Origin of the sequence: Burkholderia sp. Bp9004, from assembly GCF_003858025.1 — a bacterium.
Classification (GTDB): domain Bacteria; phylum Pseudomonadota; class Gammaproteobacteria; order Burkholderiales; family Burkholderiaceae; genus Burkholderia; species Burkholderia diffusa.
In genome coordinates, this window is sequence record NZ_QTQD01000043.1 from 32,411 (window position 1) to 52,697 (window position 20,287).

Consider the following 20,287-nt stretch of genomic DNA (forward strand, 5'->3'; position numbering starts at 1 on the left):
GACCGGATTATTTTGCCTGCGTATTTTTTCGACATCGGATCCGGATTGGATCGACTGGGGCTCCGGTGGCGACGTGCTGATGCGCCGCCCCGGGCCGACCGCGAAGCACGGAACGGAGCGGGCGCCGCAGCGCCGGCTCCGCCCAAAAAGGGAAGGAGACGAACATGTCGGGATGGTCTGGAGTGACCGGCGCCGCGGGCGATACGCCCGCCGGCAAGTCGGCTGAAGCAGGCGGCGGCACGGTGCTGAAGGCGGGCGCGGTCGGTTTTCCGACCGCGCTGGCGAGCGCCGTCGGCCTCATCATGGCGAGCCCGGTGATTCTCACCGCGACATCGGGCTTCGGAATGGGCGGCTGGGCGTTCGCGGTCGCGATGATCATCGCGTTCGTGATGATGCAGGCGCAGGCGACCACCTTCTCCGAAGCCGCCGCGATGCTGCCCACGGCCGGCTCGGTTTACGATTACCTGTCGTGCGGGCTCGGCCGCTTCTGGGCGATCACCGGCACGATTTCCGCGTATTTCCTCGTGCACGTGTTCGCCGGCACGGCGGAGACGATCCTGAGCGGCATCATGGCGCTCGTCAACTTCGAATCGCTGAACGCCGCGTTCGAGAAGCACAACAGCTCCTGGCTCGTCGGCGTCGGCCTCGTCGTCACCTTCGCGATCACCAACATCATCGGCATCAAGGTGTTCAGCAAGCTCGAGATCGTGCTGACGGCCGGCATGTGGCTGTCGCTGATGATCTTCGGCATCCTCGGCCTCGCGGCCGCGCCGGCCGTGCATCTCGACGGCTGGTTCGGCGGCTCGGAAGTCGGCACGTCGGTGCCGGCGGTGCTGTCGCTGGTCGGGATGGCGATGTTCATGTTCGTCGGCTGCGAGTTCGTCACGCCGCTCGCACCGGAAATGAAGTCCCCCGGCCGCACGATCCCGCGCGCGATGGCGCTCGGCCTCGTCGGCGTCGCGATCTGCATGTTCCTGTACGGCGCGGCAATCCGCCGCCAGGTCGCGAACGTGCCGGTGAGCCCGGACGGCCTCACGCACCTGCTCGACACGCCGGGCGCGATCCCCGCGTTCGCGCTGCAGGTGCTGGGGCCCTTCGGCCGCGTGTGGTTCGGTATCGCGTTCCTGTGCGCGGGCGCCGCGACGATCAACACGCTGATGGCCGGGCTGCCGCGCATCCTGTACGGGATGGCGATCGACGGCGCGCTGCCGCGCTGCTTCGCGTATCTGCATCCGCGCTTCAAGACGCCGGTGGTCGGCATCGTCGCGTCGGCGATCGTGCCGATCTTCCATGCGTGGCTGATCAACGGCAACCTCGACAGTATCCTGCACCTCGTGCTCGCCGCGACCTGCGCGTGGGGCACCGCGTATCTGCTCGTTACCGCGTCGGTCGTGATGCTGCGCATCCGCCGCCCGGATCTGCCGCGTCCGTATCGTTCGCCGCTGTTCCCGCTGCCGCAGATCGTGTCGAGCGTCGGTATCGTGCTCGCGATCTGGTACATCACGCCACCCGGCATGAACGCGCGCGACATCTACGTGCCGTTCGGCGCAATGCTCGGGCTCACCGCGCTGTACGCGCTGTTCTGGACGGTGGTCGTGCAGCGCCGGCATCCGTTCAAACCGGTGCCGGTCGAGGAAGTGCTGCGCAACGAGCACGTCGCGTCGTGAGGCTCGCATTCATCCGATGGCGCGCGGCGCCCGACACGCCGCCGCCCGGCTACCGGCCCGGCGCGATCGCCGCGCGCGTGCTGGCGGACCTCGGTGCGGTGCGCGATGCGCACTGCGGCGCTGCCGAACCGCTGGCCCGGCTGCCGAACGGCGTGCGCGTGAGCATCGAGGAACGCGTCGACCGTCAGTTCCTGATGCATACGGTCAGCGTGCAGGTGTCGATCAGTGCCGACGGCCCGGCCGCGCAGGGCCATGCGCGCGTGCTGCAGACGGGCTGGCTGCGGCGCACCGGCATCGCGGCAGCGCCTGCGCCGGGATGCGACCCCGGATTCGTGAGGGCGGTGGCCGCGCTCGTCGCCGATTCGTCACTTGCCGATGCGCTACGCCCGCTGCACCTGACCGAATGCGGAATCGCCGCGCGCGACGGGCGCTGGACGCTCGCCGTCGTGCCGTTCGGCGGCAGCGAGATCGTGAACCGGATGCCGTCGTTTCGGCGCTATGTCCGCCTGACCGGCGAGCAGGCCACCGCGCTGTCGGTGGCCTGCCTTGCATTCGAAACTGCACTACGCGGAATTTTGCGGGGGTAAGCTATGCCGCTGCGCGCCGTGCGGGCGCAACGCGGATTCAGGGTTTCACCGGAGATGCCGATGCTGTTCCAGTCACGCTCACACGAAGACGTGCATGACCACGGGCTCGCGATCGCGGGTTGGCATCAGGTCTACCGCCAGATGACGCCGGGCCGGTTCAGAGGCACCGTCACGCAGGTGCTGTACGACGAGTTCCATTTCTTCCGCGAGACGACCAACCGGCGTGTCGCGCAAACCGGCGTTGCGCCGGCCGGGCGTACGTCGCTCGCGGTGCCGCTGTCGATGCCGCTCGCCGGCACGTTCCAGGGCCAGCCGGTCGACGGCTATGCGCTGCTCGCGCTGCGCGCCGGCGAGGATTTCGAATTCCACACGCCGGAAGGGATGGGGCTCGTCGGGATCAGCGCCGCGTCGGACATGATCGACGAGCTGTGCGAAGCCGAGTTCGGCGCGGCCGGCGCGCGCAAGCTGCGGCACGTCACGCGGCTGTCGGACGCGCAAGGCGTCGCGCTCGGCGCGCGGCTGTCGTCGCTGATCGACGACGCGCAGCGCAACCCCGGCTGCCTCGAATATGCGGCCACCCGCAAGATGTTCCGCGACGCGATGCTCGGCATGTTCCTCGATGCGCTCGACCAGGGCATCGGCGTCGAGCGCCGCGACATCACGCACGCGACCTACAGCGACATCGTCAGCCGTTGCGAGAAACACCTGCGCGACCGGCCCGAGGAACCCGTCACCGTGCTCGAACTGTGCCGCGCGCTGCGCTGCAGCCGCCGCACCCTGCAGACGAGCTTCCAGCGCGTCGCCGACGTCACGCCCGTTGGCTATCTGCGCACGATCCGGCTGAATGCGGTGCGGCGCCTGCTGCGCACGACCTCGGCACAGCAACTCGGCGTCGGCGAGGCCGCCGCGAGCTGGGGCTTCACGCATCTTGGCTATTTCGCACGCGAGTATCGCGACCTGTTCGGCGAGTTGCCGTCGCAGACCCTGCGTCCCGAATGACGCTTGCGCATCGCGCCGGTTTTTCCGGGCGCGGTCGCGTGTCGCCCTTGCGCTTCATCATTTGCTGATTTGGGATAGGGGTCCCGAATTTTCGCTGGATAGAGTCCTGTCACCCATATCGACAACACCATCGATCTGCACTGCGAATCGATGACATCAGAGGGGCGGGACATGAAGATCGGACGAAGACTGGCCGCGGCCGCGGCCGCGCTGGGCTGCATGAACGCACACGCGCAAACATCGGGCAGCGTGACGCTGTACGGCACCGTGGACACAGGCATCATCTATTCGACGAACCAGCAGTTCACGCGCGCCGACGGCAGCACCGGCAGCGGCCACGCATGGCAGATGGGCGGCGGCAACCTCGTGCCGTCCCGCTTCGGATTTCAGGGCGCCGAGCCGCTCGGCGGCGGGCTCGACGCAGTGTTTTCGCTCGAGCAGCAATTCCTGTCCGCGAACGGGCAGGCGCTGCAGGGCGGCACCGCGTTCAGCCGGCAGGCGTGGGTCGGGCTGCGCCAGGATTCGATCGGCACGCTCGGCCTCGGCCGCCAGTACGATTCGTACACGGACATGCTCGGCGCATACGTATCGAGCAACAACTGGGCGACGCCGTACGGCTCGCATCTCGGCGACGTCGACAATCTGAACGCCGCGTTCAACTTCAACAACGCGGTGAAGTTCACCAGCGCCGACTTCAACGGCCTGACGTTCGGCGGCACGTTCAGCTTCGGCGGGCAGGCCGGCGACTTTTCCGCGAAGCGCGGCTATGCGGTCGCCGCGACCTACACGCGTGCGCCGGTCGCGTTCTCGATCGGCTATCTCGACTTGCACCAGCCGCTCGACGCCGCGCTCGGCGGCGCGAGCGGCTATATCGGCGACTTCGCGTGCAGCAATCCGGGCGCGATGTACTGCCTGCTCCAGGACGCCGGCTCGATGCGTGCGTTCGGCGCGGGCGGCTCGGTGACGCTCGGCGCGGCGACGGTCGCACTGACCTACACGCACACGCGCCTCGGCGACAGCCGCTATTTCTCGACCGACGCGCAGCCGCGCAAGCAGGCGTTCACGTTCGACATCGGCGAGCTGAACGTCACGTACATGTTCACGCCCGCGCTGCAGGGCGGCGTCGCATACATCTTCAATGCCGCGCACACGGACGGTCGCGGCACGACGCGCTTCCATCAGGTCAACGTCGGGACGAACTACAGCCTGTCGAAGCGCACCGCGCTGTATGCGGTCGCGATCGGCCAGGTCTCGAGCGGCACGGGGCTCGGCACCGACGCGAACGGCAATGCGGTGAACTACGCGCAGATTCCGGTGCTCGCGAACAGCAATTCGAGCCGGCAGCTGGCGGTGATGGCCGGGATTCGCGTGAACTTCTGACGGCGCGCACGTGGCGAGGCGGTCGGGGCGGCCGGCTGCGATGGCCGGCCGGTTCCGCCGCGTGCCACAAATTCTTAACGATCGACGTGAACAATGGCGTTCGCTTCAGGACGCCCGAAGCGTCGCCCGTGTTGCACACGTGTGCAACGCGAGGCCGACCCGCCACCACGCCGATCGAGAGAGACCACATGACCCTGCTGAGCCGCCTGCGCGCGCTGTCCGCCGCCGTTGCGCTGTCCCTTGCCGCCTCGCACGCCTTCGCGGCGGATCTCGTCATCGCGGGCCGCGACGACATCTATGGCAAGGGACTCGCCGACGCCGTCGCCGGCTTCACCAAGCTGCATCCGGGCACCGATATCGAGCTGCTCAAGCTGCCGAACGCGAACCTGTACCAGAAGCTGAAGCTGTCGATGCGCGAAGGAACCGGCACGTACGACCTCGTGATGATGGACGACACGTGGGCGCCCGAATTCATCGGCAACGGCTGGCTGAAGCCGCTGCCGGCATCGCTCGCGGACGCCGATCTCGTGCCGTCGGCGGTCGCGCTGGGCCGCAACTCGGCGGGCGCGCTGTACGCGCTGCCGATCGTCGGCAACGTCGAGATGTTCGCGTACCGGAAGGACCTGCTCGCGAAATACAAGCTGCAGCCGCCGCGCAACTGGGACGACGTCCTGAAGATCGCGCAGACCGTCGGTGGCGCGGACAAGAGCGTGTCGGGCGTCGTGTTCCGCGGCACCAAGGGCAACCCCGTCGTGACGGGCTTCCTGCCGATCCTGTGGGCCTATGGCGGCGACGTGTTCGACCGTGCCGGCAACGTGACGATCGATTCGCGCGAGTCGCAGGCCGCGCTGAAGACGTTCCTCGCGCTGAAGGCCTCCGCGCCGAAGGACGTCGACGTGTATGGCGCCGCCGAAGTGCGCGATGCGCTGCAGCGCGGCACGGCCGCGCAGTCGATCGAGGTGTGGCCGGCGTGGATTCCGGCGCTCGACGATCCGAAGCAGTCGCGCGTGGTCGGGCAGATCGCGTTGCAGCCGCCGCCCGGGCAGACGGCCGGCCCGGCGCCGATGCTCGGCATCTGGCAGATGGGTATTCCGAAGGACGCGCCGCACGCGAAGCTTGCGCAGGACTTCCTGGCCTACCTGAGTTCGCGCGACACGCAAACGCGCCTCGCCGGGATCGGCATTCCGCCGACGCGCCGCAGCGTGTTCGCCGATCCGGCGCTGGTGCGCCAGTACCGCTGGTATCCCGATCAGCTGAAGGCGCTCGAGGCGGGCCGTGCGCGGCCGCGCGTGAAGGACTGGCAGCAGGTCGAGAGCATTCTCGGCGACCAGCTGCAGCTCGCGCTGACCGGGCAGGCCGCACCCGACGCCGCGCTGCGCCAGGCGCAGCAGAAGATCGCGCAGGCGATGGCAGCGGCGGGCAAGTGACGGCTTGCCGCCACGCTTCATCCGGAATCCGCGCATGAAAGCCCTCGGCCGCAGCTTGCCATTCGTCGCGCTGCTCGGACCCGCGCTCCTGGTGCTGGCCGCGCTCGCGCTGTACCCGGTCGCGCAGGTGCTGATCGACTCGTTCTGCCAGGTCGACTACACGGCGGGCCGCCGCGCATTCGCGGGGCTCGCGAACTATCGCGCGGTGCTCGGCGACGACGCGTTCGCGGCCGGCTTCGGCAACACGCTGCGCTTCACGATCGCGGCATCGCTCGTCGAAGTCGCGCTCGGCTTCGGTCTCGCGCTGCTGTTCGTGCGCGCGTTTCCGGGGCGGCGCATTGCGCTGCCGCTCGCGATCCTGCCGATGATGCTGTCCACGCTCGTGTGCTCGGCGATCTGGCGCAACTGGCTCAATTTCGACGGCTTCCTCAACGCGCTGCTCGCCGCGTTCGGCATGGAAGGCGTGCGCTGGCTGTCCGATCCGCATCTCGCGCTGTGGTCACTCGCGCTCGTCGACGTGTGGCAGTGGACGCCGATGGCGTTCCTGATCGTGCTGGCCGGGCTGCAATCGATCCCGCAGGAGCTGTACGAAGCCGCGCGCACCGACGGCGCGAGCGAGTGGCAGTGCCTGCGCGACATCACGCTGCCGCTCGCGGCGCCGCAGATCGGCCTCGCGCTGCTGCTGCGCTCGATCGACACGTTCAAGCTGTTCGACAAGGTCTATGCGCTCACGGGCGGCGGCCCCGGCAACGCGACGCAGACGCTGTCGACCTATATCTACGACACGGGCTTCCGCTTCTTCAACGTCGGGCCGGCGAGTGCCGCGTCGGTGCTGATGCTCGCGGCGTCCGCGCTGCTTGTTTCGGGGTACGTATGGCAGACGGTTCGCAATCGGCGCGCATGATGGCGCGACCCGCGGGCATCGCGCACGCGCGAACGCGTGCCGCATTCGGTCGCGCAGTGCCGTGGATGCTGCGCGCCGCCGCGCTCGCGCTGTTGCTGCTGCCGTGCCTGTGGATGGCCGGCGCGGCGTTCATGCCGACGCTCGAGCGCCTCGATCATCCGCTGCGGATCTTGCCGGCCGCGCCGACGCTCGAGCATTTTGCGTCGGTCTGGTCGAACGGCATCGGCGCGCCGCTCGCCAATTCGCTGCTGGTCGGGTTCGGCACGACGCTGCTCGCGCTGACGCTCGCGCTTCCTGCCGCGTATGCGCTCGTGCGGCTGCGGTTTCCGGCCCGGCTCGACTTGCTGTTCCTGATGCTCGTGCTGGCATTGAAGCTGATGCCGCCGATCACGATCGCGGTGCCGCTGTTCGCACTCGCGAAGCGGCTGCATCTGCTCGATTCGACACTCGGGCTGATGCTCGCTTACCAGATCTACGCGCTGCCGATGGCGATCTGGATGCTGCTCGCGTTCGTGCGCGACGTGCCGATCGAATACGAGGAGGCCGCGTGCATCGACGGTGCGGGGCTCGCGCGGCGGCTCGTGCAGATCGTGCTACCGCTGTGCGCGCCGGGGTTGATCGCGACGGCGATCTTCGTGTTCATCGCCGCCTGGAACGAGTTCCTGATCGCGCTGCTGTTCGTGTCGACGCCGAGCCGCTTCACGCTGCCGCTCGCAATCGCCGGCTACGTGACGGAGAACGGCATCGACTGGGGCGACCTGATGAGCGCGGGGTTGCTGGCGTCGCTGCCGACGCTCGCCGTGGCCGGCTACGTGCAACGCTACCTGCTGCGCGGCTTCGCGGGCGGACTGAAGTGACGCGACGCGTTATACGCAGCTGTGCCGGACCACGTGCGTAACCGGCACGACGCGCGTGCGCGATGCGCCGTCGAACGTCTGGATCCGGTCGGCGAGCAGGTCGACTGCCGCGTGCGCGAGACCTTGCGTGTCCTGGCGCAGTGTCGTGAGCCGATACGCGTCGTATTCGGCGGCGGGGATGTCGTCGAAGCCGATCACGCGCAGGTCGTCGGGCACGCGCAAGCCGAATGTGCCGCGGGCGGCGTCGATCACGCCGAGCGCGAGCAGGTCGGACGAGCAGAACACGCCGTCCGGGCGGTCGCCGGATGCGAACAGTTGCCGCGCGGCGTCGATGCCGCATGCATGTGTATCGGAGCGCGTATCGATCATGTTGACGAGTACCGCATCGAACGCGTCGCCGCGTTGCAGCGCCAGCGCGAACGCATCCGCACGTGCGCGTGCGCTGTAGCTCGCAGTGCGCGGCCCGACGAACGCGAGCCGGCGCGCGCCGGCCCGCACGAGCCGTTGCGCGGCATGGGCGGCGCCCGCCGCGTTGTCGCTGATGACGACATCCGCACCCGGCAGGTTCGCTTCGCGATTGATCATCACGACGGGAATCCGGTGATCGAGATACTGCCGCGCGACCGACAGCGGCGGCGACGCGGACGTCATCACGAGGCCCGCGATCCGGTAGCTGAGCAGCCGTTCGAGCGATTGCCGGACCTGGTGCGGATCATCCGCGTTGGTGACGAGCGGCGTGAACGCGCGCTGACCGAGCACGGCCATCAGGTCCGACAGAAGCCGCGCACGGAACGGATTCTCGAACCCGGCCGTCACGACGCCGATCATGCTGCTGCGCTGCGTGATCATGTCGCGCGCGATCAGGTTGACCTGGTAGCCGAGCGCACGCGCGGCCACCATCACGCGTTCGCGCGTTTCGGGTGCGATGCTCGCCGTCGGCGAGAACGCACGCGACACCGCCGAGCGCGACACGCCGGCCCGCACGGCGACATCCGACGCAGTCACCCACGTTTTTCTTTCCTTGTCACTCATCGATTCATGATCCCTTCGCGATACGAAGCTTCCACGCCGCTGGCCGACTGGATGTCGGCGCTCGACGACGCGCGGCCGCTGCATACGCTGACCCTACCGGGCAGCCATGACACCTGTGCGTATACGGTCGACGATCCGCTCGTGCGCACGCAGTGCGCATCGCTCGCCGCGCAGCTCGAGCATGGTGTGCGGCTGCTCGACATCCGCTGCCGGCACCGGTGCGATGCGTTGGACATCCATCATGGCGGGATCGCGCTCGGCATGTCGTTCGACGATGTGCTCGCGGACTGTACGCGTTTTCTCGAAGCGCATCCGCGCGAATGCATCGTGATGTCGGTGAAGGACGAATGGCCTGCGCAGGCGTGCACGCGCAGTTTCGATGCGACGTTCGACGCGCATCGTGCGCGGCACCCGCGGTTGCGCTGGCATGCGGGCGGCGCGCTGCCGGCGCTCGGCGACGTGCGCGGCGCGGTGGTGTTGTTGCGGCGGTTCCGCAGCAGCCGGCCGCTGGGCATCGACCTGACCGCGTGGCCCGACAACGCGACCTTCACGATCGATCATCCCGATGCGGCGTTCGTGATCCAGGACGAATACCGCGTGCCCGTTGCCGGGTCGATCAACTACAAGTGGCGCGTGATCGATGCGCTGCTGACCGGCATGCCGTCACCGGAAAGCGGCCGCTGGGCGATCAATTTCTGCAGCGGTACGGGGATGGGCGCGAATCCGTCGGTGGTCGCGCGCGGCGACGGCAGGGTGCAGGGGATTCAGGTGCGGCTCGCGGCGCGGTTGCGCGAGCAACGGGGTTCGTATGGCGCGATGCTGCTCGATTTCTGCGACGACGATGACTGGGCGTTGGTGCGGGCGCTGGTTGAATGCAACGATCACGTGCCCGGGCCGGGTGATGGGCGCAGGCTGGCGGGGTGCTAGTGAAGACCGGCAGGGCGAGCGTTTGGTGGAAGGTTGGGCAACCGAAATCTTGCGCGTCGGTGCCGACGCATGGCCTGCGGCCCGCTGCATGCCTGCGCCTGCTTTTGCGCGGCGTGTGGCGGGACGCCCGCTTCCCGTGAAGATCGGCACGTTGCCGAATGTATGACGAGCGGTCCATGTTGCGAACCGAGGCCGATGGATAAGGTTGAACCGTTCGTGGCGGGCGCGGATCGATCGAGTCCGTCGCGGATATCCGGATGTTTCTCAACTCGGCGGGAGGCAACGGGCACTGTGTGCCCGGCATCGCGCCGGCCCATGAACGTCGTCGTGGAAAGCAGAGCCTGCTTCGCCGCGAACTGTCCACGACGCAGGACTGCAAGGAGAGAGGTCATGGCAACGCTCGTCAACATCATGAAGGGCACCCCGAACGCGGTGCAGATCTGGGGCTTTCACGGCCCGTGCAACGTCAGGGACGTCGCAGCGGCATTGAATACCATCGCGTCGGGATTGAGCGGTGACGGTCACACGATTCACATCATGTCGGGAACGCACGGCTATTGCGCGGGGCAGGTCGGTGCAGTCGCCACGCGCGATCAGCGATTCGCCGCGGAAGACCGGGCGCTGGCATCGCCGAAGACGAAGGACAACAAGCCGGTCGCGGTTGCGGTACACGACTTCAATACGGCGAAGCTGCCCGCGCCCGATTACGTGACGGCAGCGATGGCGAAGCTGAACGGCGACATGCGCGCGATCGTGCAGGGCGACCCGGGCACCGCGACGTTCCTGCTCGCGTATTGCTGCAGCGCCGGGACACCGTAACGCGCTGTTGTGCGCTGACGGGCGGACGCGGCGGTCCGCCCCGCTTCGCAACGACGTGGCGTCGTGCGGATACGCGTGCGGCCGTGGCGTTCAGCGCGTCGCGATCGCCACCGCCGCACCGGCCATCGCCGTCGCGCTCGTGCGGTTCGCGATCCGCTTCGCGCGTGCCGACGTGAGGAACGCACGCGCACGCGAAGCGAGCAGCGACCAGAAGCAGTCGGCCAGGATCAGGACCGCGAGCATCGTGCCGACGAGCTCGGTCCACGCGAGGACACCGACATGCGTCAGGTCGACGATCGTCGGCAACAGCGCGAGATAGAAGAGCATGATCTTCGGATTACCGAGCGTGACCAGCGTGCCCGCGACGAACATGCGCCACGGCGACTGGCCGCGCGGCAGGTCGCCGGCCTTCGTGTCGGTCGGCGCGGTCCACATCTTCCACGCGAGAAACAGCAGGTACGCGACACCGAGCAGCTTCAGCACGAGCAGGCCCGTCGCGAACGTGCGCGCGAACGCGGACAGCCCGGCAACCGCCAGCGTGAGCCATAGCGCCTCGCCGATCCACATCGCGGCGAGGAACGGCAGCACGTCGCGCACGCCGTTCGTCAGCACGCGCGCGACGAGCGCGGCGACGCTCGGGCCGGGCGTGCCGGCGGTGACGAGCAGGGCGATGGCGAACACGGCGAGCGCGGACAGCGTCATGACGGACCTCGTGGGCAGGGCGTTCGAAACGTATGAAGTTTCGATTATAGTGACGGCCGTTCCCGCCTGCCTACCTCGTCGTGATGACAGTATCGATCCGGATTCGTCCCGCCACGCGGGAAGACGCGGCCGCGATGGCCGCCGTGGAAGTGGCCGCCGCCCAGCGCTTTCGTGACATCGGCATGCCCGACATCGCCGAAGGCGAGCCGACCGATGCGGCCGACGTGCGCATGCGCATCGACGACGGTCGCGCGTATGTCGCGACGGACGAAGCGGGGACGTGCGTGGGCTTTGCGTTCTACCGGCTGCTCGATGCGCGGCGGCTTTATCTGGAGGAGCTGGATGTCGCGCCGTCGCACGCGGGGCAGCGGATCGGCGCGCGCCTGATCGAACGGATCATGACGCGCGCCGCGCAGGACGGCATCGCACAGGTCGTGCTGTCGACGTTCCGCGACGCGCCATGGAACGCGCCGTACTACGCGCGCCTCGGCTTCGACGTCATCGACGACGCATCGCTCGACGACACGCTGCGCGCGATTCGCGCGCATCACGTGGCACGCGGGCTCGACGAGACGCAGCGCGTGTTCATGCGCGCTCACGTGCGCGCATGAACGCGTCGCCGCCCGTCAGGCCGCGTCGCTGAGCGCCGGGTAGTCGGTGTAGCCCGTTTCGCCTTCGGCGTAGAACGTCTCCGGCACCGGCTTGTTCAGCGGTGCGCCGAGTTCGAGGCGGCGCGGCAGGTCCGGGTTCGCGATGAACAGCTTGCCCCACGCGATCGCGTCGGCGTGACCGCTCGCGAGCGTCTCCTGCGCCGATTCGAGCGTGAATTGCTCGTTTGCGATCAGCGGGCCGCCGAACGCCTCCTTCAGACGCGGGCTCAGATGGTCGCCCGAATACGATTCACGCGTGAAGATGAACGCGATCTTGCGGCGGCCGAGTTCGCGCGCGACGTAACCGAACGTCGCGGCCGGGTCGGAATCGCCCATCGTATGCGCGTCGCCGCGCGGCGCGAGATGCACGCCGACACGGCCCGCACCCCACACGTCGATCGCCGCGTCGACCACTTCGAGCAGCAGGCGCGCGCGGTTCTCGATCGGGCCGCCGTATGCGTCGGTGCGGTGGTTGGTGCTGTCCTGCAGGAACTGGTCGAGCAGGTAGCCGTTCGCGCCGTGGATCTCGACGCCGTCGAAGCCGGCCTTCTTCGCGTTTTCGGCGCCCTTGCGGTACGCGGCGACGATGCCCGGAATTTCATCCAGTTCGAGCGCGCGCGGCGTCACGAACGGTCGCGGCGGCCGCACGAGGCTCACGTGACCGCCGGCGGCGATCGCGCTCGGCGCGACCGGCAGGTCGCCGTTCAAGAACACCGGGTCCGAAATCCGGCCGACGTGCCAGAGCTGCAGCACGATGCGGCCGCCGGCCGCGTGCACGGCCTGCGTCACGCGCTTCCAGCCTTCTACCTGCTCGTCGGACCAGATGCCCGGCGTGTCCGCGTAGCCGACGCCCTGCGGCGTGACCGAGGTTGCTTCGCTGATGATGAGGCCGGCCGACGCGCGCTCGGCGTAATAGCGGGCCATCAGGTCGTTGGGCACGCGCGCGCTGCCTGCGCGGGCACGGGTGAGCGGCGCCATCACGACGCGGTTCGGCAGGGTCAGGTCGCCGAGGGTAACGGGATCGAACAGAGTGGGCATGGCAGATAACCTTTTCAGAAAGGCGGGATTACCGCCGCGTCGTGCGCGGCGTGCGGCCCGCATGGCCTGGGTCAGAGTTCACGGCGCAGGGCGTCGAGAAATGCATCGATGACGGCCTCGTTGCGCCGGAAGAACGCCCACTGGCCGATCCGCGTCGACGTCACGAGCCCCGCGCGCTGCAGCGTCGCGAGGTGCGCGGAGACGGTCGACTGCGACAGCCCGCAGCGCGCGTCGATCTGCCCGGCACAGACGCCGTGGTCGTACGGCAGCGTCTGCTCCGGGAAATGCGCGCCCGGCGTTTTCAGCCAGACGAGGATTTCCCGGCGCACGGGGTTCGAAAGCGCTTTCAGGATCGCATCGATGTCGAGTTCGGTCGGCATGGAAGGGTGATGGTGTTTGGGGCGTTCGTCCGGAAAACCGGTGCAAGCGGGTATCGTCGATGGGCGAATCATATATCGGAAAATTGCGATACGCACGAAGGCACTGATGGAAGTGGGGTTGTTCATCGGTCGGAGCATCAGCGAATCACGCGCCCCCGTACTGCGCGAACAGCCAGCGGCGCATGGCCTCGAGCGCTTCCGAATGGGCATTGGCCTGCGGAAAGACGACGTAAAACCCGAGCGACATCGGAAACGAAAAATCGAACACGCGGCGCAGCCGGCCTTGCGCGATATCGCGTTCGACGAGCGGCTCGCTGGTCAGCGCGATGCCTTGACCCGCGACGGCGGCGTCGATGGCGAGCAGCGACTGGCTGAACCGCGGCCCTTTCGTAGGATCGGTCTGCCCCTTTCCGCCGAGCTTCTCGATGAACTCCGGCCACAGGTCGTGCGCGTCGTGCAACAGCGCATGCTTCGACAAGTCTGCGGGTGTGCGGATCGGCGGGCCGCTTTCGAGCAGTTTCGGGCTGGCGACGGCGAAGATGTCGAGCGGAAACAGCAATTCCGCGACCAGGCCGGCGGGGAACGCGGGCTTGCCGAGCCGGATCGCGATGTCGACGCCGTCGGCCCGGAACGACGCAAGGCGCTCGTCGGCGATGACGCGAACCTCGATGTCGGGATGCAGGCGACCGAAATCCGACAGGCGCGGGATCAGCCACTTCGACGCGAACGACGGCGTCGTGCTGACCGTCAGGACCATGGGACGCTGGCCCAGTGCGTCCGTGGCATCGGCGATTATCTGCAGCGCGCGCTGGACCGACGAAAAGTACTCGAGCCCTTCGCGCGTCAGCGCCAGCCCCCTGGGCAGCCGCCGGAACAGCTGAATCTCCACGACGTCCTCCAGATGCCTGACCTGCTGCGCCACCGCGCCCTGGGTCACGCCGAGTTCGTCGGCGGCCAGCCGGAAATTGAGGTGGCGCGCGGCGGCTTCGAATGCGCGAAGCGCATTGAGCGGCGGGAAGCGACGGGTACGCGACAGAGCCTTCATGCAGTAGAAAATCTACAGTGTGTGTGGAGAAATCATCGTTCGACAAGGCGATTATAGAGTCCTAGAGTGGCGCTTCAGGACGACGATCGCGGCGTTGAGCCGACCTATTCGGGAGAACAGCATGACTGTAGAGAAAGTGGCATTGGTGACGGCGGCGGGCAAGGGCATGGGCGCCGCGATCGCGCGGGATCTTGCGAGCAACGGTTATCGCGTCTCGTTGATGTCGCCGTCCGGCAGCGCGGTCGAGCTTGCCGCGGAACTCGGCGGTTTGGGTATGGCGGGATCCGTCACCGACGACGCCGACATCGAGCGTTTCGTGAACGGGACGCTCGCGAAGTACGGCCGCATCGACGCGGTCGTCAACAACACCGGGCATCCGCCGAAGGGCGACCTGCTCGCCATCGAGGACGACAAGTGGCACGAAGGGCTCGACCTGATCGTGCTCAACGTCGTTCGCGTGCTGCGCCGGGTGACGCCCGTGTTCCTGAAGCAGGGCGGCGGCGCGGTGGTCAACATTTCGAGCTTCGCGGCCGACGCGCCCGAGCAGGCGATGCCGGTGTCGTCCGCGCTGCGCGCGGCGCTGAGTTCGGTCACGCGCCTGTATGCCGATCGGTATGCGAAGGACAACATCCGCATCAATTCGGTGCTGCCCGGCTTCATCGACAGCTGGCCGGCGACGCCCGAGATCGTCGCCCGCATTCCGGCCGGCCGCTTCGGCAGGACGCAGGAGATCGCGCAGACCGTGACGTTCCTGCTGTCGGAAGGCGCCGGCTACATCACCGGGCAGAACATTCGCGTCGACGGCGGGATCGTGCGCGCGCTGTAAGCGGAAGGCGGCGCGCGACGCCTGGCATCAGTTGTGCCGCTCGCCGATCCGGTTTTCTTCCGGACTCCAGACGCTGAGCCCTTCCGTCGGGTCCATCGGCAGATCCCAGGGCCGCGCGGCGATCGCCTGCATCGTCGCGTCGAACCCGGCCTGCCGGCGGGCCGCGATGCCGGCGGGTGTGAAATCGATGTCCTTCCACTGATCGTCGCCGTCGAGCCGGGGCGCTGCGAGCTTGATCACGTGCATCGTGGTCTGGCAGCCCCACGCGGCGAGCGCTTTCACATCGGCCGACGTGCGCTCCGCCTCCGGCAGCCGCATGACCAGTTCCCGGATCACGTGGCGCAGCCGGTGAATCTGCTGCTGCCGCGCGATGTTGCTGTCCGTGCGGCTCGCGTACTGGATGTCCTTCTGCCGCTCCGACACCTGCCAGATGCTTTGCGGCTCCGGCCCGACCGGATTCCACATCTGCACCGAGAAGATGATCGAGCTGCGACGCGGCGCGTCGTCCAGCACGACTTCGACCGGCGTATTCGAGTAGATGCCGCCGTCCCAGTAGGGCGTGCCGTCGACCCGCACGGCCGGGAACGCGGGCGGCAGCGCGCCCGAGCTCATCACATGATCGATGCCGAGCGGCCGGTCGCGCGAATCGAAATAACGCATCGTGCCCGTGCACGCGTTGACCGCGCCGACGGTCAGTCGTGGCCGGCCCGCGTTCAGCAGGTCGAGATCGACGAGCGACGCAAGCGTGTCGCGCAGCGGCTCGACCACGTAGTAAGACGCACGCTCGACGCCGACCCGCGCCAGCGGCCCGAGCCAGGCGGCGGGATTCGGCCGGAAGAATCCCGGCAGGCCCGCGCCGATGACCGCGAGTTCCGAGCCGATCTTGTCCCAGCTCGTCGGGAAGCCCGGCACGTTCACGGCGGGCCGTTCGGTGACGTGTCGCCAGAATTCGGCCATCCGTTGCGCGCGATGTCCGGGCGCGTTGCCGGCGATCAGCGCCGCGTTGATCGCGCCGATCGACGTGCCGATGACCCAATCGGGCTGAATGCCCGCCGCCTCCATCGCCTCGAATACGCCGAGCTGGTATGCACCCAGCGCGCCGCCGCCCTGGAGCACGAGCACGACCTGGCCCGGCAGTTTCGGATGTGCGGGTTGACTTGCCGTCATCGCTTGCCTCGTGTTCGGTGACGGCCGGCGGGTGCCGGCCGGATGGAACCAGTGTAGGCGATCGTCGGGCAGCGTCCGCGGCGCCGGATGCTCGCGGGACCTTGCGGTGCGCCGCGTCATTCCACGGTGATGGTCTCCTTCATGTACGGATGAATCCCGCAGAACACCTTGTAGACCCCCGGCTTGTCGAAACGGAACGAGTAGGTCTCGTCCTGGTCGAGCGCTTTCGAGTGGAAGATGCCCGCGTCGTTGACGACGGTATGCGGCTCCGCGTCGAGGTTTTTCCACGTGACCGTCGTGCCGGCCTTGATCGTGGTCGACATCGGCGAAAACATGAAATTGTGGATCGTCACGAGCGGGCCGGCCGGGGTCTGCGCGAACGCGGCGAGCGGCGTGCCGACGGCGGCCGCGCTCAGGATCAGCGCGGCCGCCAGCGTCGAGGGCTTCAGGAAGGTCATGTCGGTCTCCTTGTGTATCGGCATCAGGCCAGCGTCGTGTCGTGCAGCGACGCCGCGACGGGGTGGCCGGCGAAGTCGACGGTCGTCACGCCGAGCATCGCGGGCAGCCGGTCGCGCGGCACCGTGAGCGGCACCGGACCCGGGCCGTTGCCGGCGGTCGGCTGCGGGAACGCGGTGGAACGCGCGGTGTGGAACGTCACGTTGCCCTCGACCTTCGACACGATCTGGTGGATGTGCCCGTTCAGCACGGTGACCGAGCCGAAGCGGCGCAGCAGCGCCATCGTCTGCGGCGCGTCGCCGGTGCCCCAGCCCCACGGCTCGTAGATGGTCCACATTGGCATGTGCGAGAACACGACGATCGGCGTGCTCGATGATTGCCCCTTCAGATCCTGCGCGAGCCACGCGAGCTGTTCGTCGCCGAAGCTGCCGAGCCCGTTGGGCTTGAAATGCATCACGTTGACGAGTGCGACGAAGTGCACGCCCGCGTGATCGAAGCTGTAGTAGCCACGGTTGTCGGAAGCCTTGCCGAACCGGCTGAAATATTCGGCGCCCGAGCCGTCGGTCACGTCGTGTTCGCCGGGCACCGTGTGCAACTCGGGCACGCGCAGCGCGGACAGCAGTTGCGACGCGTGGTCGAATTCTTCCGCCTTGGACAGGTGCGTGATGTCGCCGGTATGGATCGCGAGCGCGGGCGCGGCAGGCATCCCGTTCACCAGATCGATCGTCTGCCGCAGCGTGGCCGCGACGTCGGGATTCGCGTCCTTGTTGAAGCCGATGTGCGTGTCGCTGATCTGCACGAACAGCGGCCGGCCCGCATTCGCGGGGGGTGCGGCGCCACTTTGCGCGAGCGCGAGATCGAACGGTGTCAGGATGCCGCCCGACAGCGTAAACAGCGTGCCGAGGCCGCCGAACGCCATGCATTGCAGGGCCTTGCGGCGCGACGGGCGGGTGGGGGTCGATGAAGACATGTAAGCCTCGCATTCGTATGACGGAACCGGACGGCCGGATCGTCCTGGAGTTAGCCGGCGCCTTCGCATTCCATACCGATGCGGCGACGGATTTATTCCCGCTTCTTTGCGAGGCCCGACGCGGGCGTTCGATGCTTGCGGATCGCTGACGGAGCGCTGATGGATGGCCCGTCAATGTCCTGTAAGTGACACGTCACGTTTGCGTCATGTTCGCCCGATAGCCTGCGACACCGAATCATCTATCCGGAGCCCCTCATGCCGAATCCCGCGGCAACGGAAACCAGCGGTGCGGGCGGTCGGAGCACGCGCACCATCAGTCTCGCGTCGTTCTTTCCGATCGTTGCCTGCGGCATCGTCCACGTCGGCGCTCACCCGAGCGCGGATCCCGGTCTGGTCAAGGAAAGTTCGGTCCTGCCGATCGTGCTGCTCTTCGTCGCGCAGTCGGCGGCACTGTACTGGGCGCTCCACGAGCTGTTCTGAGCCGCGCAGGCCGATGCCATACCCGGCCGCGCGGCACGCGGCCGGTCCCATCGATTTTCAATTCGACCAAGACGCTACCGATGGATATCCGCTTCTTCAATCCGAATCGCACCGCCAACGCGTCCGCGTGGCGCGTGCTTCCCAACCGCTGGGATGCGGTCGCGTTTCCGCTGATGATCGGCATACTCGCGATGGCGATCGTCGGCTTTCACGAGACGATGGCGCCGATCGCGACCCTGCAGACGCAGAAGATCTCGCTCGATCCGTCGAACCTGCCCGAATACGCGTTGCGCACCACGCTGCGGATGCTCGCCGCGATGATCGCGTCGCTCGCGTTCACGCTGGTCTACGGCACGCTCGCCGCGAAAAGCCGCCGCGCCGGCATGGTGCTGATCCCGATCCTCGACATCCTGCAGTCGGTGCCGGTGCTCGGCTATATCTCGTTTACGGTCACGTTCTTCCTCGCGCTGTTCCCGGGCCGCGTGCTCGGGGCCGAGCTCGCGGCGATCTTCGCGATCTTCACGAGCCAGGCGTGGAACATGACGTTCAGCTTCTATCAGTCGCTGCGCACGGTGCCGCGCGACCTGAGCGAAGTGTCGCGCGGCTTCCACCTGACGTCGTGGCAGCGCTTCTGGAAGCTCGAGGTGCCGTTCTCGATGCCGGGACTGATCTGGAACATGATGATGTCGATGTCGGGCGGCTGGTTCTTCGTCGTCGCGTCGGAGGCGATCACCGTCGGCAACCAGACCATCACGCTGCCCGGGATCGGCGCATATCTCGCGCAAGCCATCTCGGACAAGAACATCGGCGCGGTCGGCTGGGTAATCGTTGCGATGTCGGTCGTGATCCTGGCCTATGACCAGTTCCTGTTCCGCCCGCTCGTCGCATGGGCCGACAAGTTCCGGATGGAGAACACCGCGTCGGGCGACGCGCCGCAATCCTGGCTGCTCGACATGATGCGCCGCACGCACCTGATTCATCAGTTGCTCGTGCCGGCCGGCTGGCTGCTGTCGCAGGCCGCGCGGATTCCGCTGCGCGTGCCGTCGTTCGGCGGTATCGGCGCGCGTGGCGCAGCGAGCCATCGCCCGTCGCGCATCGGCGACATCGTGTGGGGCGCATTCGTGATCGTGCTGACCGCGTACGTCGCGTGGCGCGTCGTCAGCTTCGTCGCGACCGGCGTGACGATGAGCGAGGTCGGCCACGTGCTGATGCTCGGGCTGATCACGCTGCTGCGCGTGATCGTGCTGATCGCGATCGCGTCCGTGATCTGGGTGCCGCTCGGCGTGCTGATCGGGCTGCGCCCCGCGCTGGCCGAGAAGATCCAGCCGCTCGCGCAATTCCTTGCCGCGTTCCCGGCGAACCTGCTGTTTCCGGTGTTCGTGATCGTGATCGTCCACTTCCATCTGAACGCGGACATCTGGCTGTCGCCGCTGATCGTGCTCGGCACGCAGTGGTACATCCTGTTCAACGTGATCGCGGGCGCGATGTCCTATCCGAACGACTACAAGGAAGCGACGAAGAATTTCCGCATCCGCGGCTGGCAGTGGTGGCGCCAGGCGATCCTGCCCGGCATCTTCCCGTATTACGTGACCGGCGCGATCACCGCGTCGGGCGGCGCGTGGAACGCGAGCATCGTGTCCGAGTTCGTGCAGTGGGGCGACACGAAGGTCGTCGCGCACGGCCTCGGCTCGTATATCGCACAGACGACCGCCGCCGGCGACTTCCCGAAGATCATCCTGGGCATCGCGGTGATGTCCCTGTTCGTTACCCTGTTCAACCGCCTGCTGTGGCGTCCGATGTACGCCTATGCGGAATCCCGGCTCCGTCTCGATTGAGAGTAAGCGCGATGCAAAATTCGACCGTAATCAACGCCCCGGCCCAGACGTCCCAGCCGCTTCAGCCGCCGCGCCTCGGTGAGGAAATCCTGCGCGTGGATCACGTCTGCCGCGGCTTCAACAAGACGCAGGGCGAACT

General features: G+C 67.6%; 21 protein-coding genes. 13 read left to right on the forward strand and 8 right to left on the reverse strand.

The features are described from left to right. Positions 1 to 164 precede the first annotated feature (164 nt). From DIE08_RS32080 to DIE08_RS32110, 7 genes are all read left to right on the forward strand, one after another. Positions 165 to 1,667, forward strand: coding sequence for an APC family permease (locus DIE08_RS32080; RefSeq protein WP_059599171.1), 1,503 nt, complete (start codon positions 165 to 167; stop codon positions 1,665 to 1,667). Further along, positions 1,664 to 2,254: a DUF3156 family protein gene (locus DIE08_RS32085; protein ID WP_124905702.1), complete on the forward strand. Its 591-nt coding sequence runs from the start codon at positions 1,664 to 1,666 to the stop codon at positions 2,252 to 2,254. The genes DIE08_RS32080 and DIE08_RS32085 overlap by 4 nt, the downstream gene beginning before the upstream one ends. A gap of 60 nt (positions 2,255 to 2,314) precedes the next feature. Then, the gene (locus DIE08_RS32090; protein WP_124905703.1) at positions 2,315 to 3,253 is read left to right on the forward strand and encodes a helix-turn-helix domain-containing protein; all 939 of its coding nucleotides are present in this window, start codon (positions 2,315 to 2,317) and stop codon (positions 3,251 to 3,253) included. Positions 3,254 to 3,424: 171 nt separating this feature from the next. After that, a complete protein-coding gene (locus DIE08_RS32095; protein WP_124905704.1) occupies positions 3,425 to 4,633 on the forward strand; it encodes a porin in 1,209 nt (402 codons plus the stop codon). Positions 4,634 to 4,821: 188 nt separating this feature from the next. Beyond that, positions 4,822 to 6,060: an ABC transporter substrate-binding protein gene (locus DIE08_RS32100; RefSeq protein WP_124905705.1), complete on the forward strand. Its 1,239-nt coding sequence runs from the start codon at positions 4,822 to 4,824 to the stop codon at positions 6,058 to 6,060. Positions 6,061 to 6,094: 34 nt separating this feature from the next. Further along, positions 6,095 to 6,964, forward strand: a complete 870-nt coding sequence (locus DIE08_RS32105; RefSeq protein ID WP_124905706.1) for a carbohydrate ABC transporter permease — start codon at positions 6,095 to 6,097, stop codon at positions 6,962 to 6,964. Continuing rightward, positions 6,961 to 7,821, forward strand: a complete 861-nt coding sequence (locus DIE08_RS32110) for a carbohydrate ABC transporter permease (RefSeq protein WP_124905707.1) — start codon at positions 6,961 to 6,963, stop codon at positions 7,819 to 7,821. Before DIE08_RS32105 ends, DIE08_RS32110 begins: the two co-directional genes overlap by 4 nt. 9 nt (positions 7,822 to 7,830) lie before the next feature. On the opposite strand, the gene DIE08_RS32115 is transcribed toward DIE08_RS32110, so the two are convergent. Next, positions 7,831 to 8,853, reverse strand: coding sequence for a LacI family DNA-binding transcriptional regulator (locus DIE08_RS32115; protein ID WP_124905708.1), 1,023 nt, complete (start codon positions 8,851 to 8,853; stop codon positions 7,831 to 7,833). Positions 8,854 to 8,859: 6 nt separating this feature from the next. On the opposite strand from DIE08_RS32115, the gene DIE08_RS32120 reads away from it, so the two are divergent. Together DIE08_RS32120 and DIE08_RS32125 are read left to right on the forward strand one after the other, a co-directional pair. Then, positions 8,860 to 9,780 (forward strand): phosphatidylinositol-specific phospholipase C, encoded by a 921-nt coding sequence (locus DIE08_RS32120; protein WP_185715932.1) that lies wholly within the window; start codon positions 8,860 to 8,862, stop codon positions 9,778 to 9,780. Positions 9,781 to 10,170: 390 nt separating this feature from the next. After that, on the forward strand, positions 10,171 to 10,599 hold the full coding sequence (locus tag DIE08_RS32125; protein WP_124628250.1) for a hypothetical protein: 429 nt from the start codon (positions 10,171 to 10,173) through the stop codon (positions 10,597 to 10,599). A gap of 90 nt (positions 10,600 to 10,689) precedes the next feature. Here DIE08_RS32125 and DIE08_RS32130 read toward each other — a convergent pair whose 3' ends face one another. Continuing rightward, the gene (locus tag DIE08_RS32130; protein ID WP_059686100.1) at positions 10,690 to 11,301 is read right to left on the reverse strand and encodes a LysE family translocator; all 612 of its coding nucleotides are present in this window, start codon (positions 11,299 to 11,301) and stop codon (positions 10,690 to 10,692) included. 83 nt (positions 11,302 to 11,384) lie between these two features. Between DIE08_RS32130 and DIE08_RS32135 the strand changes: the two genes are divergently transcribed. Next, positions 11,385 to 11,912: a GNAT family N-acetyltransferase gene (locus tag DIE08_RS32135; protein ID WP_124905709.1), complete on the forward strand. Its 528-nt coding sequence runs from the start codon at positions 11,385 to 11,387 to the stop codon at positions 11,910 to 11,912. A gap of 15 nt (positions 11,913 to 11,927) precedes the next feature. Here the strand turns inward: DIE08_RS32135 and DIE08_RS32140 are convergent, their stop codons facing one another. The 3 genes from DIE08_RS32140 to gcvA all read right to left on the reverse strand — a co-directional run bounded on the left by DIE08_RS32140 (position 11,928) and on the right by gcvA (position 14,414). After that, positions 11,928 to 12,989 carry an alkene reductase gene (locus tag DIE08_RS32140; protein ID WP_124628256.1) on the reverse strand — a complete coding sequence of 354 codons (1,062 nt, stop codon included), beginning with the start codon at positions 12,987 to 12,989 and terminating at the stop codon, positions 11,928 to 11,930. A gap of 71 nt (positions 12,990 to 13,060) precedes the next feature. Beyond that, positions 13,061 to 13,369: a helix-turn-helix transcriptional regulator gene (locus DIE08_RS32145; protein WP_059449595.1), complete on the reverse strand. Its 309-nt coding sequence runs from the start codon at positions 13,367 to 13,369 to the stop codon at positions 13,061 to 13,063. A 145-nt stretch (positions 13,370 to 13,514) separates the two neighbouring features. Beyond that, positions 13,515 to 14,414 carry a transcriptional regulator GcvA gene (gene gcvA / locus DIE08_RS32150; RefSeq protein ID WP_124905711.1) on the reverse strand — a complete coding sequence of 300 codons (900 nt, stop codon included), beginning with the start codon at positions 14,412 to 14,414 and terminating at the stop codon, positions 13,515 to 13,517. A 121-nt stretch (positions 14,415 to 14,535) separates the two neighbouring features. On the opposite strand from gcvA, the gene DIE08_RS32155 reads away from it, so the two are divergent. Further along, positions 14,536 to 15,240: an SDR family oxidoreductase gene (locus DIE08_RS32155; RefSeq protein ID WP_124905713.1), complete on the forward strand. Its 705-nt coding sequence runs from the start codon at positions 14,536 to 14,538 to the stop codon at positions 15,238 to 15,240. A 27-nt stretch (positions 15,241 to 15,267) separates the two neighbouring features. On the opposite strand, the gene DIE08_RS32160 is transcribed toward DIE08_RS32155, so the two are convergent. The 3 genes from DIE08_RS32160 to DIE08_RS32170 all read right to left on the reverse strand — a co-directional run bounded on the left by DIE08_RS32160 (position 15,268) and on the right by DIE08_RS32170 (position 17,833). Next, a complete protein-coding gene (locus DIE08_RS32160; protein WP_124905715.1) occupies positions 15,268 to 16,407 on the reverse strand; it encodes a patatin-like phospholipase family protein in 1,140 nt (379 codons plus the stop codon). Between the two features lie 116 nt (positions 16,408 to 16,523). After that, positions 16,524 to 16,865, reverse strand: coding sequence for a cupredoxin domain-containing protein (locus tag DIE08_RS32165; protein WP_124628263.1), 342 nt, complete (start codon positions 16,863 to 16,865; stop codon positions 16,524 to 16,526). A gap of 23 nt (positions 16,866 to 16,888) precedes the next feature. Continuing rightward, on the reverse strand, positions 16,889 to 17,833 hold the full coding sequence (locus tag DIE08_RS32170; RefSeq protein ID WP_124905717.1) for a metallophosphoesterase: 945 nt from the start codon (positions 17,831 to 17,833) through the stop codon (positions 16,889 to 16,891). A 255-nt stretch (positions 17,834 to 18,088) separates the two neighbouring features. Here DIE08_RS32170 and DIE08_RS32175 point away from each other — a divergent pair, with 255 nt between their 5' ends. Together DIE08_RS32175 and DIE08_RS32180 are read left to right on the forward strand one after the other, a co-directional pair. Further along, positions 18,089 to 18,313, forward strand: a complete 225-nt coding sequence (locus tag DIE08_RS32175; protein WP_260436608.1) for a phosphate transporter — start codon at positions 18,089 to 18,091, stop codon at positions 18,311 to 18,313. A gap of 80 nt (positions 18,314 to 18,393) precedes the next feature. Then, entirely contained in the window at positions 18,394 to 20,148 is a 1,755-nt protein-coding gene (locus DIE08_RS32180) for an ABC transporter permease subunit (RefSeq protein WP_124628265.1), read from the forward strand. Positions 20,149 to 20,287: the final 139 nt, after the last annotated feature.

Bases quoted from the DNA above. Each gene is read 5' to 3' on its own strand.
- DIE08_RS32180 (WP_124628265.1), top strand. From the start codon at position 18,394: ATGGATATCCGCTTCTTCAATCCGAATCGCACCGCCAACGCGTCCGCG.
- DIE08_RS32100 (WP_124905705.1), top strand. From the start codon at position 4,822: ATGACCCTGCTGAGCCGCCTGCGCGCGCTGTCCGCCGCCGTTGCGCTG.
- DIE08_RS32175 (WP_260436608.1), top strand. From the start codon at position 18,089: ATGCCGAATCCCGCGGCAACGGAAACCAGCGGTGCGGGCGGTCGGAGC.
- DIE08_RS32170 (WP_124905717.1), bottom strand. From the start codon at position 17,833: ATGTCTTCATCGACCCCCACCCGCCCGTCGCGCCGCAAGGCCCTGCAA.
- DIE08_RS32090 (WP_124905703.1), top strand. From the start codon at position 2,315: ATGCTGTTCCAGTCACGCTCACACGAAGACGTGCATGACCACGGGCTC.
- DIE08_RS32160 (WP_124905715.1), bottom strand. From the start codon at position 16,407: ATGACGGCAAGTCAACCCGCACATCCGAAACTGCCGGGCCAGGTCGTG.
- DIE08_RS32145 (WP_059449595.1), bottom strand. From the start codon at position 13,369: ATGCCGACCGAACTCGACATCGATGCGATCCTGAAAGCGCTTTCGAAC.
- DIE08_RS32110 (WP_124905707.1), top strand. From the start codon at position 6,961: ATGATGGCGCGACCCGCGGGCATCGCGCACGCGCGAACGCGTGCCGCA.
- gcvA (WP_124905711.1), bottom strand. From the start codon at position 14,414: ATGAAGGCTCTGTCGCGTACCCGTCGCTTCCCGCCGCTCAATGCGCTT.
- DIE08_RS32130 (WP_059686100.1), bottom strand. From the start codon at position 11,301: ATGACGCTGTCCGCGCTCGCCGTGTTCGCCATCGCCCTGCTCGTCACC.
- DIE08_RS32155 (WP_124905713.1), top strand. From the start codon at position 14,536: ATGACTGTAGAGAAAGTGGCATTGGTGACGGCGGCGGGCAAGGGCATG.
- DIE08_RS32165 (WP_124628263.1), bottom strand. From the start codon at position 16,865: ATGACCTTCCTGAAGCCCTCGACGCTGGCGGCCGCGCTGATCCTGAGC.
- DIE08_RS32095 (WP_124905704.1), top strand. From the start codon at position 3,425: ATGAAGATCGGACGAAGACTGGCCGCGGCCGCGGCCGCGCTGGGCTGC.
- DIE08_RS32115 (WP_124905708.1), bottom strand. From the start codon at position 8,853: ATGAGTGACAAGGAAAGAAAAACGTGGGTGACTGCGTCGGATGTCGCC.
- DIE08_RS32125 (WP_124628250.1), top strand. From the start codon at position 10,171: ATGGCAACGCTCGTCAACATCATGAAGGGCACCCCGAACGCGGTGCAG.
- DIE08_RS32080 (WP_059599171.1), top strand. From the start codon at position 165: ATGTCGGGATGGTCTGGAGTGACCGGCGCCGCGGGCGATACGCCCGCC.
- DIE08_RS32140 (WP_124628256.1), bottom strand. From the start codon at position 12,989: ATGCCCACTCTGTTCGATCCCGTTACCCTCGGCGACCTGACCCTGCCG.
- DIE08_RS32120 (WP_185715932.1), top strand. From the start codon at position 8,860: ATGATCCCTTCGCGATACGAAGCTTCCACGCCGCTGGCCGACTGGATG.
- DIE08_RS32135 (WP_124905709.1), top strand. From the start codon at position 11,385: ATGACAGTATCGATCCGGATTCGTCCCGCCACGCGGGAAGACGCGGCC.
- DIE08_RS32105 (WP_124905706.1), top strand. From the start codon at position 6,095: ATGAAAGCCCTCGGCCGCAGCTTGCCATTCGTCGCGCTGCTCGGACCC.